10 protein-coding genes are annotated in these 13941 nt (G+C 69.5%); 9 read left to right on the top strand and 1 reads right to left on the bottom strand.

Annotated elements, in window-relative coordinates:
• Positions 1–66 precede the first annotated feature (66 nt).
• Together JIG36_RS07910 and JIG36_RS07915 are read left to right on the top strand one after the other, a co-directional pair.
• Entirely contained in the window at positions 67–1203 is a 1137-nt protein-coding gene (locus JIG36_RS07910; RefSeq protein WP_203375377.1) for a MalY/PatB family protein, read from the top strand.
• Positions 1204–2788: 1585 nt separating this feature from the next.
• Positions 2789–4042 (top strand): globin, encoded by a 1254-nt coding sequence (locus tag JIG36_RS07915; protein ID WP_236046137.1) that lies wholly within the window; start codon positions 2789–2791, stop codon positions 4040–4042.
• 30 nt (positions 4043–4072) lie between these two features.
• Here the strand turns inward: JIG36_RS07915 and JIG36_RS07920 are convergent, their stop codons facing one another.
• A complete protein-coding gene (locus tag JIG36_RS07920) occupies positions 4073–5356 on the bottom strand; it encodes a MurL-like N-terminal domain-containing (protein WP_203375801.1) in 1284 nt (427 codons plus the stop codon).
• 79 nt (positions 5357–5435) lie between these two features.
• Here JIG36_RS07920 and murD point away from each other — a divergent pair, with 79 nt between their 5' ends.
• The 7 genes from murD to JIG36_RS07955 all read left to right on the top strand — a co-directional run bounded on the left by murD (position 5436) and on the right by JIG36_RS07955 (position 13926).
• Complete coding sequence (murD, locus tag JIG36_RS07925) at positions 5436–6788, top strand: UDP-N-acetylmuramoyl-L-alanine--D-glutamate ligase (RefSeq protein WP_203375378.1); 1353 nt, start codon at positions 5436–5438, stop codon at positions 6786–6788.
• Between the two features lie 380 nt (positions 6789–7168).
• Positions 7169–8143 (top strand): MurR/RpiR family transcriptional regulator, encoded by a 975-nt coding sequence (locus tag JIG36_RS07930; protein ID WP_203375379.1) that lies wholly within the window; start codon positions 7169–7171, stop codon positions 8141–8143.
• Between the two features lie 44 nt (positions 8144–8187).
• Positions 8188–9501 (top strand): extracellular solute-binding protein, encoded by a 1314-nt coding sequence (locus JIG36_RS07935; protein WP_203375380.1) that lies wholly within the window; start codon positions 8188–8190, stop codon positions 9499–9501.
• A 70-nt stretch (positions 9502–9571) separates the two neighbouring features.
• A complete protein-coding gene (locus JIG36_RS07940; RefSeq protein ID WP_203375381.1) occupies positions 9572–10561 on the top strand; it encodes a carbohydrate ABC transporter permease in 990 nt (329 codons plus the stop codon).
• Entirely contained in the window at positions 10561–11499 is a 939-nt protein-coding gene (locus JIG36_RS07945; protein WP_203375382.1) for a carbohydrate ABC transporter permease, read from the top strand. Before JIG36_RS07940 ends, JIG36_RS07945 begins: the two co-directional genes overlap by 1 nt.
• A gap of 46 nt (positions 11500–11545) precedes the next feature.
• Positions 11546–12982 carry an N-acetylglucosamine/diacetylchitobiose ABC transporter substrate-binding protein gene (gene ngcE, locus JIG36_RS07950; RefSeq protein ID WP_203375383.1) on the top strand — a complete coding sequence of 479 codons (1437 nt, stop codon included), beginning with the start codon at positions 11546–11548 and terminating at the stop codon, positions 12980–12982.
• A gap of 35 nt (positions 12983–13017) precedes the next feature.
• The gene (locus JIG36_RS07955) at positions 13018–13926 is read left to right on the top strand and encodes a carbohydrate ABC transporter permease (protein WP_203375384.1); all 909 of its coding nucleotides are present in this window, start codon (positions 13018–13020) and stop codon (positions 13924–13926) included.
• Positions 13927–13941: the final 15 nt, after the last annotated feature.

The following is a 13941-nucleotide window of genomic DNA, read 5'->3' on the forward strand; positions in this document are numbered from 1 at the left end:
ATTCACAGATTCCCGGCCGTCCACCGGCGGCCGGAAAATGTCGGTGGGGCGGGGCAGGATGTCGGCATGAGCACGGAACTGGTCGTCCCCCCACTGGCCGAGCTGCGACGGCGGCGCAGCGTGAAATGGCGTGCGTTCCCCGATGACGTGCTGCCCTTGTTCGTCGCCGAGATGGACTACGAGCTGGCCCCGCCGGTGGCCGAGGTGCTGCGCGAGGCGGTCACCCGGGGTGACCTGGGCTATCACGCGCCCGGGCCCGATCTGGGCAAGGCGTTCGCCGGGTTCGCGGGCCGCCGCTGGGGGTGGGATCCCGACCCCGCCCTCGTCGCGCCGGTGACCGACGTCGGGGTGGGCGTGGTCGAGGTCCTGCGGCAGCTCGTCCGGCACGGCGAACCGGTGGTGATCAGCCCGCCGGTCTATCCGCCGTTCTTCGACTGGGTGCCCGAGGCCGGGGGCCGGGTGCTCGAGGTGCCGCTCGCCGAGGGCCGGCTCGACCTGCCCGCGCTCGAGGCCGCGTTCGCCACCCACCCGGCGGCCTATGTGCTGTGCAACCCGCAAAATCCGGTCGGGCGCGTCCACACCGCCGACGAGCTGGCCGAGCTGGCCCGGCTGGCCACGCTCTACCGCGTGCCGATCATCAGCGACGAGATCCACGCCGCGCTGGTGCTGCCCGGGGCCACGTTCACGCCGATGCTCACGGTGCCGGGTGCGGCCGCGGTCACGATCGCCGTGGTGTCCGCGAGCAAGGCGTTCAACCTGGCCGGGCTCAAGTGCGCGGCCCTGGTGACGGCCGCGCCGGCGATGACCCGGGTGGTCGAGGGCCTGGTGGTCGAGGTCTCCGAGCGTACGGGGCATCTGGGCGCCCTCGCGTCGATCGCGGCGTACACCGACGGCGACCCCTGGCTCGAGTCGCTGATCGGCACGTTGGCGGCGCGGCGTGAGCAGCTGGGTTCGCTGCTGGCCACCGAGCTGCCGTCGCTGCGGTGGCGGCCGCCCGAGGCGACGTACCTGGCCTGGCTCGACGCCTCGGTCCTCGGGCGTGACGCACAACCACGAGAGCGTTTCCTGTACGAGGGGAAGGTCGCGCTCGAGCCCGGCCCGAGGTTCGGCGCCGCCGGTTCCGGATACGTCCGGCTGAACTACGCCACCAGCCCCGAGATCCTGGCCGAGGCGGTGAGTCGCATGGCGGCTGTGCTGGGGTGAGGCGCGTCTGCCGGTAGCGCGGCGGGGCGGGGGCTCCGGCAGTACGGTTGTACTGTCGAGTGATCCGCGAAGCGGGGGTGTTCCAGTGTCGTCCGGATCGGGCTCGGGTTCCGGAGCGGACCAGCATCTGCTGGCCCTGCTGCGGGCGATCCGGCTGCGGCAGGCCGCCCCCGACGCGGTGGCCGCGGGCATCGCCGACACGGTTGAGGGTCTGCACGAGCAACAGCAGGCCGGGCATCCCGCGCTGCCGCCAGCCGAGCCCCACGAGGCCCTGCCGCCGGGTGCCGCACGCCCTGGATTGACCGGTGGACCACCCCACGGCGATGCTCCCTACGCCGCGTCACCGCACGGCGATGCTCCCCACGCAGGGTTGCCGCACGTCGATCCTCCCTATGCCGAGCCGCCGCGTGCCGCCTCGCCGCATGTCGCGGATGAGGGCGGGCAACCGATGCGTCCACGATGGGCCTCCGCCATGCCTCGGCGCGGTGGTCCGGCCGTGCCAGGCGAGGGGCTTGAGCCTGGAGTTCCGAGCGAGGGTGCGCCAAGCCCGTCCACTCCGGGTGGTGGCACACCGGGTGCGGGTGTGTCGGGTGGCGGCGCCGCGCGTTCGGGCGTGGCCGATTCGGCGGTTCCGGGCGACGTTGCGTCGAGTGCGGGTGCGGGCGTGTCGGGTAGCGGCGCGGCGCGCTCGGGTGTGTCGGGGGCTGACGAAGCCGAGGAAAGTGCCGGACGGACGACTCCGGGGCGCTCGTTCTGGGAGCGGAGTCCGGTGCGGCCCGTGCCGCCGTCGGTCAAGAAGGCCGTAAGCGCGAATGAGGCCGGCCGCGAGGTCGAGGTCCACGAGCCGCCCGTTGTGGAGCGCCGGGGGAACGCGCGGCCGGTGATCGCGCGCGAGGACGCTCTGCGAGCAGTCGATGTTCCCGACCACGGTCCGCTGTTGCGGCCGGCCCAACTACCGCCGATCGATGTGTCCCGGCGTTCGGGCAGCGAGCCCCGACGTCCCGTGTGGACGCCGCTGATCGATCCGAACCGGCCGGCTCCAGCGCCCGAAGTCTGGTCGCCCAGCGACTACGCCGGCGGCGAGCCCGCGCAGCCCGGCTCTGGCCCGTACTTCGCGCGCGAAAGCCGCAGCGCCCCGGGACGTGCCGCGTCCGGCAGCACATCGTCCGGTCCGGCGACAACCGGCAGCGTGCCACTCGGCGGGACCGCTCGCGGTGGTCCGTCCGACGACGCGGCCTCCGGTCCGGTGCTCGGCGAAAACACGCGTGGCGGTGCTCGGGCCGACGGCTCGGGCGCGTCCGGCGGTGAAAACCGGGAGCATGCGCTGGGCGGTGAGGTGGAGCGGGAGCTGGGTAAGGGTCTTCCGACGCCCGACGAAGAGGGGCGGTTCGCGGACGTCGAGGCGGTGGGGCGGCCCAACCGGAACCAGTTCGCCGGGCTTCCGGTTCGGCGGCCACCGGCGGGCTTGGCTCCGTTTGCTGATCCGCATCGGGCGGAACGGCCGGAACTGGAGGGCGGCGCTCGGCCCGAGTGGGCTCTGGGCGGCGGGGCGGGGGCTCACCGCGTACGGGAAGAGGGTGGGTTCTTGCACGGAGAGTCGCAGACCGATCGGGGCGCGCGGACGCCGGCTCCCCGGCTGCCGGGGTTCGACATGCCGCACGTCATGCCGCCGATGGTGGCGCGCGGGCAGGCGGGCTCGGCCGACGGGATGGACCCGGCCGACGACGCGCTGCTGCTGCAGACGCAACGGCTGCTGAGCACCTCGCTGACGTTCGCGGGCGGGACCGACGAGGTGGCCGAGCGGCTGCGGGCGGCGCTTCTGCAGGCGCATCCGTCGCTGCTCACGGTGATTCCGGGCGGCGCCGACACGCAGGTGGCGCAGCTCGCGCGGGCGCTGACCTGGCTCGTCCACCATCTCGACCGGCCGCCGCTGCTGGTCGAGGGGACCGGGCGGCTCGGGGCGGCGCTGGCCGCGTGCGGGGTCGAGCCGGGGCACCTGCAGCTCGTGGGGGCGGCGCTGGCCGAGGCGATGCGGGCCGGTATGGCGCCGGGCCAGTGGCGGCAGGACTTCGACCTGGCTTGGCGGTCGACGTGGCAGCACGCGTACGAGTGGATCGCGCACGGCGCCGCCCGCTCGGCCTACGAACCCCCGGTGTGGGACGCGACCGTCGTCTCGCATGAGCTGCGGCGCCCCGACCTGGCCGTGATCCGGCTGCGGCCCTCGCTGCCGATGCCGTACCGCGCGGGGCAGTACGCGAGGATCCAGGTGCCGGCCCTGCCCGCGATCTGGCGGCCCTATTCGCTGTCCGGCGCGCCCCGCCGCGACGACCTGGTCGAGCTGCACGTGCGGGCCAAGACGACCACGGGGGTGAGCGGCACGCTGGTCCACGGCACCCAGGTCGGTGACCCCGTGCGCCTGAGCCGGGCCGAGGGCGCGATGACCCTGCCGGCCGACCCGTCCCGCAACCTGCTGATGATCGCCGGTGACACCGGTGTGGCCCCGCTCAAGGCCCTCCTGATCGAGCTGGCCGACACCCGCGACGCCCGGTCGGCGGTCCTCTTCTGGGGCGTCCGCACCCTGGACGAGCTCTACGACATCGACGAGATCGCGGCGATCGCCGGTGCCGCCCGCCGGGCCACCGTGGTGCCGGTCGTCTCCGAGGGCGACCCCGGCCCGTACGCGTCGGGTCTGGTCACCGACGCCGTCGCCGCCTACGGCGAGTGGTCGGACGCCGAGGTCTTCCTGGCCGGGCCGCCGCTGATGCTGGCCGCGACCAGCCTGGCCCTGCAGGAACTGGGCGTGGCCGCGGAGCGCATCCACCACGACCCACCCGAGTAGACAGCACGACCCACCGGAGTAGACGGCCGGTCAGAGGGCGTCGGTCAGGACCTTGGCGTAGGCGGGCGGGACGAACGTGGGCCCGCCGGGGGCGAGGACGTCGTCGCGGGAAGCGGCTGCCCACGCCTCGGCCGGGACGGCTTCGCGCAGCGCGGCCAGGACGGGCGCGTCGTCGGTCAGCATGGACAGGGCCACCAGCGACTCCTCGACCTCGCCGACGCACTCGAACGGCTTGTGCGCGTCGATGCCCAGCAGCTCGAGGAAGCCGGGCAGCTGGGACAGGTCGGCGAACAGGTCGTGACCGAAGATGTGGTTGAGGCGGTCCCGGTCCATCGCCGGGGCCATCGCCAGGTAGACGAAACGGCACTTCGGGCAGTCGCCGCACCAGCGGGCCGTCGGGTCGTGCAGCTTGAACGCCTTGTTACAGCTGGTCACCACGTCGTCGTACTGGGTGTGACGGGCGAACAGCTGCGCGATGTGCAGTTCGGAGAGTGAGCGCAGCAGCGAGAAGTACGGCTCGGTGAGGCCGGCGTGGGCGGTCACGGCGGCCCGCAGCAGACCCTCGGCCTCGACCCCCTTGGACCACTGGTGGTTGACCTCGTGACCGTTCCAGATCAGGTTGGGGTCGGAGGCCGAGCGCTCGTTGGACATCACCACCGGGCCCAGGCCGTGCCAGACGGCGGTGGCGATCGCGATCAGCGAGTTGATCGCGGTGACCGGGATGTGCCCGTTGAGCGCGCCCGCCTTGTTCAGCTCGAACAGGCTCGGGTCGAGCTTGCGGCGGGCGGCCAGGGCGGGCAGGCCGGAGGCGGCGTTCACGTTCTGGATCACCGGGTTGGGGTTGACCGAGAACGGCACCGGGTCGAGGCCGGCCGCGCGCAGGATCTCCAGCGTGACGATCGAGTCTTTCCCGCCGCCGACCGCCGACAGCGGCCGTCCCTGGCTGTTGTCGACCACCGGCGCCGGGGCCGGCGAACCCGGCACCTCCACCGACAGTTCGAGGACGTGCGGCAGCTGGTTGCGGTAGGCGTATTCGGCCATGCCCTTGGTGTAGACGGCCGTGAAGAACGCGGCCACCTCGGGCGCGACCGGCTTGGGCGCGATCACGCGGGCGGGCGCGCCCACCTTGTAGTAGCTGACCCCGGCCACCACGTGCAGCAGGTCGAGCACGCGGCCGAGGGCTTCCGGCACCGGGCCGTTGAAGACCGGCAGGGTGATCGTCTCGGTGAAGTGCAGCGGTGCGGGGCCGTCGAGCACGTAGTCGAACGTCGCCACCCCGGTCGAGGGGTCGAACGCGTACGAGGGGAAGCGCATGACGTCGAACTGCACCCGGAAACTCCTGTCATAGGGCCGACGGGCAATACTAGTGCGACTCGACGAGGAGGAGACGACTGTGCGCCTGGCAGACCTGAAGGGCCGGTCCGTGGCGGTCTGGGGCACGGGCCGCGAGGGGCGGGCCGCGGTGACGGCCATTTCCCCGTACGGGCCGTCGCGGTTGATCGCCGTCGATGACAGCGCGAATTTCCTCTCCGTCACCTGGGAGGGCGAGCTGGCCGCCCAGGCCCCCCTCGCGGGCGGTGATCACGCGTTCCCGGCCCTGGTCACGGCCGATGTCGTGGTGCGCTCGCCCGGTGTTCCGCAGACCCACCCGTGGATGAAGGAGCTGCGCGAGCGCGGCGTTCCCGTCACCGGCGGTAGCGCCCTCTGGATGGCCGACCACGCCGCACGCACGATCGGCGTCACCGGCAGCAAGGGCAAGAGCACGACGTCGAGCCTGATCAGCCATCTGCTGGCGGCGGTCGACCGGCCCAACGTGTTCGGCGGCAACATCGGCGTCCCGCTGCTCGACCTGCCCGACGCGCCCCTCTACGTGCTGGAGCTGTCGAGCTATCAGTGCTCCGACCTCACCGACTCGCCCCGGGTGGCGGTGGTGACGTCGCTGTTCCCGGAACATCTCGACGCGCACGGCGGCGAGAAGGAGTACTACCGCGACAAGCTCAACCTGCTGCGCCACGGACCGGAAATGATCGTGGTGAACGGCACCGACGAGCGTCTGCGCGACGAGATCCGGGGCGTCACCGACGCCAACGGTTTCCCGCCGATCCCGGCCGCGGCCGACGACTCCCGGTTCCGGGTCGAGGACGAGATGGTCTTCTGCTCCGACGAGCCGCTGTTCCCGCGGTCGGCGCTGCGGCTCAAGGGTGCGCACAACGGCCGCAACCTGTGTGTCGCGCTGGCCGTGCTCGACGGCCTGGGTGTCGACGTGCCGGGGGAGAAGGACCGGCTGGCGGCCGCGGTGGCGTCCTTCGAGGGGCTGCCGCACCGGCTGACCGAGATCGCCGACCCGTCCGGGCTCACGTTCGTCGACGACACGCTCTCCACGTCGCCGTACGCGACCATGCACGCCATCGACGCGTACGCGGGAAAGCCTCTGACCGTGCTCGTCGGCGGCACCGACCGGGGGCTCGACTACACGGTGTTGCGGGACTTCCTGGCCGACCGTGAACTCACCGTGATCGGCATGCCCGACAGCGGCCCCCGGATCCTCGGCGCGCTGGCCGGGCTCGACGGGGTCACGACCGTGCCGGCGGAAGACCTGGCCGACGCCGTACGCCTCTCGCGGGAGCTGACCCCGGAGGGCGGAGTGGTCCTGCTGTCGCCGGCCGCGCCGAGCTACGGCCAGTTCCGCAACTACGAGCACCGTTCGGAGGCGTTCGTGGAAGCGGTCCGCGCCACCGCCGGGTAGGCGTTCGGGCAGCTCGGCGGGGAACAACGGGCCCGCGACGGCGTACCCGGAAATCTTTTTGATCTTGTTTCCCCGGTAAAAACCGTGTTTCAAACCCGCCAGGAGATGGCCCGGCGGGTCGATGCCGCGTGGGCCGATCGAGGTGTGCCCTTCCACCTAACGGCCCATGTCAAACTCGGGCAAATCCTCCCACGTGATGGCGGTCACGTCGTAAAGAACATTTCCGGATTGATGGCCGTCAAGCGGTGACGGCGTAACACGCGTTCATCGGCGCAGGTCAGGTAACGGTTTGAAAACTTCGCCCAACTCCTTGACACGGAGGGGCGGTTAGTAAGAACTTTTACCGCGACAGTAAACACTCCTTCCTGAAAGGGTGGCCAATGAACGAGCCGGAGATGGACGGCGCCGCGGTGACCGCGGTGGTCGACTCCCTGGTTCGTGGCGACCAGGCCACCTCGGACCTGCACGTCGCGAGCCAGCAGGGAGTTCTCGTCCGCGTGCGCTCACTGCTCCCGGAGTTCACGGGCGCGCTGCGGCGGGTCGCCGAGCAGGTTCTGACCGATCCGGCCGCCGCCTCGCGGGCCACCATCGTCGAGCTCGCCGAGCGCAGCGGTACCTCGCCGGCGACCATCACCCGGTTCTGCCGGGCGCTGGGCTTCGACGGCTACGCGGATCTGCGGCTGGGCATCGCGGCGGAGACCGGGCGGGCGCGTTCCGCCGGGTGGACCGTCGACATCGGCCGCGAGATCCAGCCGAGCGACCCGCTCGAACGGGTTCTCGGCCAGATCATGGCGGCCGACACCCAGGCCATGCACGACACGGCCGAGCTGCTCGACCTCGCCGAGGTGGAGCGGGCGGCGGGCGCGATCGCGACGGCCACCCGGGTGAACATCTTCGGCGCCAGCGGAAGCGCGCTGGTCGGCGAGGAGATGCAGTTCAGCCTGCACCGCATCGGCGTGGCGGCCTGGGCCTGGACCGACGTGCACAACGGCCTGGCCAGTGCCGCGCTCTCCCGGCCGGGCGACGTCGCGCTCGGCATCTCGCACAGCGGCGAGACCGGCGAGACGATCGAGCTGCTGGCCGAGGCGAGCAGCCGGGGCGCCACCACCATCGCCCTCACCAGCTTCCCGCGTTCCCCGTTGGCCGAGCTGGCCGACATCACTCTGGTCACCGCGACCCAGGCGACCACTTTCCGTCCGGACGCGCTCAGCGCCCGGCACCCGCAACTGGTCGTCCTCGACCTTCTCTACGTCGCCGTAGCGCAGCGGACCCACGAACGTTCGCACGCCGCGTTCCAGCGAACCGCCCAGGCCGTACACGGTCACAAAGCGGCCAAGGACGGCAGCACCACCTGAAAACGCATCATCCCCAAATAAAGAAAATCTCCCCAGGAGGAAGCGTGAAGCGCAAGATTGCCGCCGTCGCGGCCATCGCGGCGACACTGCTCGGCGCCGCGGCCTGCGGCTCCAACAGCGACGAAGACGCCCCCACTACCTCGGCTTCCGGCAAGGTCGACGGCACCGGCAAGACCCTCAAGGTCTGGCTGATGGTCGACGCGCAGAGCGCCTGGAAGAACGTTGTCGACGACGCCAGCAAGCGGTTCACCGACGCCACCGGCGCCACGGTCAACGTCGAGTACCAGCAGTGGGCCAACCACCTCACCAAGCTCGACGCCACCCTGGCCGGCAGCGACGTGCCCGACGTGGTCGAGCTGGGCAACACCGAGTTCCCCAAGTACGTCTTCTCGGGCGCGTTCGGCGCGGTCAACCCGGCCGACTACGAGAACTCGGACTCGTGGCTGCAGGGCCTCAAGGGCGCCTGTGACTTCGAGGGCAAGACCTACTGCGTGCCCTACTACGCCGGTGCCCGCGTGCTGATCTACCGCACCGACCTGCTGAAGAAGGTCGGCGCCGAGGCTCCCAAGTCGTACGACGAGTTCCTGGCCACCGCCGAGAAGGTGCAGAACGCCGAGAAGGCGAACAGCAAGTTCGGCGCCGTCTACATGCCGGGCCAGTACTGGTACGCCGCGATGAGCTGGGTCAAGTCGACCGGTGGCGACATCGCGAAGCAGGAGGGCGACAAGTGGGTCGGCCAGCTCTCGCAGCCGCAGTCGATCGAGGGCCTGCAGCGCTGGGTCGACATGGTCAAGAAGTACTCGAAGGCTGACCCCACCAAGAACGAGAACGACCAGGCCAACACGTTCGCCCAGGGCACCGCGGCGATGTTCTACGGCAACGCCTGGGAGCAGGGTGCGGCCGAGGAGACCAAGAAGGACCCCAACAACCCGGACTCCCCGCTGGTCCCGACCAAGGTCAAGGGCAAGCTGGCCGCCGCGCCGATGCCCGAGGTCCCGTCGTTCCTCGGTGGCTCGAACCTCGGCATCACCGAGAAGAGCCAGCAGAAGGAGCTGGCCGCGCAGTGGATCAAGGCGTTCACCGACAGCACCTCGATGGCCGGGCTGGTCAAGGCCAACGCGCTGCCGAACGCGACCGCGCTGCTCGACAAGGCCGCCGCGGACAACAAGACGATCGCGCCGGCCGCGCTCGCCGCTAAGAACAGCTGGTTCCCGCCGAACGCCGAGAAGTGGGCCGACGTGGAGAAGGGCGCCGTGCTGCAGACCATGCTGACCGACGTCCTGACCGGCAAGAAGTCGGTGGCCGACGGCGCCAAGTGGGCCGACGACCAGATCAACACGACGCTCAACGAGAGCTGACATCCGCCGGACTGCCCGCCTCCGCGAGGGGGCGGGCAGCCCGCCCGCCCCCTTAGAGAGGGAAACGCCGATGTCCGTCGTCGACTCCCCGGCGACCCGACGGCCCCGCGATCCCGGCGGCCCGCGGCAGAACCGGGTCCCCGGTCACGTCGCCCCCCGACGCCGCAAGCGCAACAGCGGCCTGGTCCCGTGGGCGCTCGCCGTGCCCGCGCTCGTTCTCATCGCCGCCCTGCTGGGCTACCCGCTGGTCCGCATGCTGGTCCTGTCCTTCCAGAACATGCGCCTGCGCGAGCTGATCAGCGGGCGCACGCCCCCGTGGGTCGGCTTCGACCAGTACACCCGGGTGCTCACGGACGAAGTCTTCTGGGCGGTGGTCGGCCGCACGGTCGCCTTCACCGTCGTCTCCGTCCTCATCTCCGTGATCGGCGGCCTGAGCATCGCGCTGCTGATGCGCCGGGTCACCCGGGGCGTCCGGCTGTTCATGGTCATCGCGATGATGTTCGTGTGGGCCCTGCCCCAGCTCGTCGCGGCCCAGATCTTCCGCTGGATGACCGACTCCGACTTCGGCGTCGTGAACTACCTGATCGACAAGCTGCCCGGGGTGAACTACCAGAACCACAGCTGGTTCGTGAACCCGTGGCAGGGCTGGAGCGTCATCACCGCGCTGGTGGTGTGGGCGGGCATCCCGTTCCTGGCCATCACGCTCAACGCCGGCCTGACCCAGGTTCCCAAGGAGCTGCTCGAGGCGGCCACGGTCGACGGCGCCACGCCCTGGCAGTCGCTGCGCAACATCATCCTGCCGATCCTGAAGCCGCTGATCACGATCGTCACGACGCTCTCCGTCATCTGGAACTTCGGTCTCTTCACACAGGCCTGGGTGCTGCGCGACGGTCACCCCGAGCCCCAGTTCCAGACGCTCGCGACGTACTCCTACACGCAGGCCTTCGGCCAGGCCCGGTACAGCCTGGGCTCGGCCATCGCGGTGATCACGGTGCTGCTCATGCTCGGCGTGATGATCTTCTATATCCGGCAGATGTTCAGGATCGGAGAGGTGGACTGATGGTCGCCCCCGCAGCGACGCCCACGCCGGCGTCCACCGTCCCGCTCAAGCGCCGCAAGTCCAAGGCCGTCGACGACGGCGTGATCACGGTCGGGCGCAGCCGCAGCGGCACCATCCTGGCCAACACGGCCGGCGTCCTGTTCTCGGTGGTCATGCTGTTCCCGGTCTACTGGGTGCTGAACACCGCGTTCAAGCCGGCCGACGAGGTGCTGGCCCTGGAACCCGGGTTCTGGCCCTCCAACCCGACGTTCGACAACTTCATCTCGGCGTTCAAGGCCCCGCTGTTCCTCCAGGACATGCTCAACGGCGTCATCATCACCCTGCTGGCGGTGGCCGGCGCCCTGGTGGTGGGCTTCCTCGGCGCGCTGGCGATCGCCCGGTTCTCGTTCTACGGCCGCAAGGCGATCATCCTGGTCGTCCTGGTGGTGCAGCTGGTGCCGTTCCTGGCCCTGCTCATCCCGCTGTTCCTGATGCTGCAGAATGTCAACCTTGGTTTCAAGAAGTTCGATTTGACCGACAGTTTGATCGGTGTGAGCATCACCTACCTCGTGCTGATCTTGCCCTACACCATCTGGACTCTTCGCGGCTTCATCTCGGGCATCCCCCGGGAGCTCGACGAGGCCGCGATGATCGACGGCTGCACGCGGGCCCAGGTGTTCTGGCGCATCATCCTGCCGCTGACCGGCCCCGGTCTGGTCGCCACGAGCGTCTACGGCTTCATCCAGGCCTGGAACGAGTTCATCATCATCAACACGCTGAACAGTCCGGAGAAGCAGAACCTGATGGCCTGGCTGCTCCAGAACCAGACAACGCGCGGTACCGCCTGGGGGCCCCTCATGGCCGGTGCGATCATCACCTCGATTCCGGTGGTGGTCTTCTTCCTGATCATCCAGCGCAACATCGCAACCGGCCTCACAGCCGGCGCGGTCAAGGGATGATTCGGACTCAACACCAGTAACAAACAGCAAGCACTGAGGAGATGCTGTGACCGACATATTCACCAAGCCCGAGTTGGACCGCCGTACGCTGCTGCGTCGCGCGGCCGCCGTCGGTCTGCTGGCCACCCCCGCCGTGAGCATGCTCAGCGCGTGCGTCGGCAGCTCCGACGACGACACCCAGGAGCAGGCGACCGGCACGAAGTCCGCGGACAACCCGCTGGGCATCGACCCCAAGGCCGGCGTCGAGATCGTGATCTTCAACGGTGGTCTCGGCACCAAGTACGCGACCGACGTCGACACCCCGCTCTTCAACAAGAAGTGGCCGGACGCCAAGGTCACCTACTCGCAGACCGAAGAGATCTCGACGATCATCCAGCCTCGGATCAACGCCGGTAACCCGCCGGACATGATCAACAACTCGGGCTCGAAGCTGATGGACTTCGGCGCGATCGTCAAGGCGGGCCAGGCGGCCGACCTGACCGACCTGTTCGCTGCGCCGTCGCTCGACATCGCGGGCAAGACCGTGGCCGACACCCTGGTGCCGGGCGCGGTCGAGCAGGGCAGCTACGACGGCAAGCCGTTCGCCGTGAACTACTCGTACACGGTCTTCGGTCTCTGGTACAACGCGGCCCTGTTCAAGAAGAACAACTGGACCCCGCCGACCACCTGGGCCGAGTTCACCGCCCTGTGCGACAAGATCAAGGCGGCCGGCATCACGCCGTTCGGCTTCGCGGGCGCCAACGCGTCGTACTACATGGTCCGGGCCCTGCTCACCAGCGCCGGCAAGATCGGCACCGAGCAGGTCCTCAAGGACATCGACAACCTGAAGGCCGGCGCCTGGACCAACGACGCCGTCAAGAAGGCCGCCGAGGCGTGGGCCGGGATCGGCAAGAACTACATCAACAAGACGTTCCTCGGCCTGCGTCACACCGAGGTCCAGCTGCAGCAGAACCAGGACAAGGTCGCGTTCTACCCCTGCGGCTCCTGGCTCGAGAACGAGCAGGCCAAGGACACCCCGTCCGGCTTCGAGTACGCCATCGCGCCGTACCCGAGCGTCACCACGTCGGACCAGCTCCCGGCCACGGCGATCAACGCGGCCGCGGGCGAGATCTACTTCGCGGCGGCCAAGGGCAAGAACCCGCAGGGCGGCAAGGAGTACCTGCGGACCATGCTCAGCAAGGAAGCGGCGCTGGAGTTCACGAAGCTCACGAAGTCGCTTACGGTGGTGGCGGGTGCCTCCGACGGCGTCACCATCTCGCCCGGACTGACCAGCGCCAACGACGCGGTCACGAAGGCCGGCAAGGACGTCTTCATGGGCTACCTGTTCGACACCTGGTACAAGAAGCTCGACGACGAGTCCCGCGCGGCCGCCAACGACCTGATGTTCAAGGACTACGACGCCGCCAAGTTCTGCGACCGCATGGAGAAGGCTTCCCAGGCCGTGGCCAAGGACTCCTCCATCACCAAGTTCACGCGCAGCTGATCATTTAGCAATAAAAGGGTAGGACGGTAAGCGCCATGCGGCACGGCAAGTATCCCTTCATCATCGGTTTCCTTGTCGTGCCGGTGGCGATCTACGCGGTCTTTGTGGTCTGGGCCTACATCCAGGCCTTCTACCTGTCCGTCTACGAATGGTCGGGGCTCGGGCCGGTCGAGAACTTCGTCGGCCTGGGCAACTTCCGCAAGATGTTCGACGACACGCTGTTCTGGCAGTCGATCAAACACAACGTCTTCCTGCTGATCTTCCTGCCGATCATCACGGTCGTCCTGGCCCTGGTCTTCGCGTTCCTGCTGAACGTCGGCGGCGGGCAGAAGGGCGGCGTGACCCGGGGCGTCTGGGGCTCCAAGGTCTACCGGATCATCTTCTTCTTCCCGCAGCTGCTGGCCCTGGCCATCGTCGCGGTGATCTTCGGCCGGGTGTTCGGGCCGGACAAGAGCGGCATGATCAACGGCCTGTTCCCCGAGTCGTGGCAGCCGTGGCTGTTCCTGGCCGACGAGCGCTACGCCATGGGCTGCATCCTGGTCGTGCTGGTCTGGCAGGCGGTCGGGTTCTACGTCGTGCTCTTCTCGGCCGGCATGGGCAACATCCCGACCGAGGTGTACGAGGCGGCCGCGATCGACGGCGCCACCCGCGTCACCCTGTTCTTCCGGATCACCATCCCGCTGCTCTGGAACACGGTCCAGGTCGCCTGGGTCTACCTCGGCATCGCCGCCTTCGACGCGTTCGCGCTGGTCAACATCATGACCGTCGACCGCGGCGGCCCCGACGGCGCGACCTCGGTGCTCAGCCTCATGATCTACCGCAACGCCTTCGAGTTCTCGCAGGCCGGTTACGCATCCGCGCTCGGCGTGGTGCTCTTCTTCCTGACCCTTACCTTCGCCTGGGTGACCCTCTCGGCCACGCGGCGCGAATCCGTCGAAGCCTGATCGGCGAGAGGCGAG

The sequence above is a fragment of the Paractinoplanes ovalisporus genome, assembly GCF_016834655.1.
GTDB classification, from domain to species: Bacteria; Actinomycetota; Actinomycetes; order Mycobacteriales; family Micromonosporaceae; genus Actinoplanes; species Actinoplanes ovalisporus.

Coding starts and splice junctions, on each gene's coding strand:
- JIG36_RS07910 (WP_203375377.1), top strand. CDS start 67: ATGAGCACGGAACTGGTCGTCCCCCCACTGGCCGAGCTGCGACGGCGG.
- JIG36_RS07920 (WP_203375801.1), bottom strand. CDS start 5,356: ATGCGCTTCCCCTCGTACGCGTTCGACCCCTCGACCGGGGTGGCGACG.
- JIG36_RS07930 (WP_203375379.1), top strand. CDS start 7,169: ATGAACGAGCCGGAGATGGACGGCGCCGCGGTGACCGCGGTGGTCGAC.
- JIG36_RS07940 (WP_203375381.1), top strand. CDS start 9,572: ATGTCCGTCGTCGACTCCCCGGCGACCCGACGGCCCCGCGATCCCGGC.
- JIG36_RS07945 (WP_203375382.1), top strand. CDS start 10,561: ATGGTCGCCCCCGCAGCGACGCCCACGCCGGCGTCCACCGTCCCGCTC.
- JIG36_RS07955 (WP_203375384.1), top strand. CDS start 13,018: ATGCGGCACGGCAAGTATCCCTTCATCATCGGTTTCCTTGTCGTGCCG.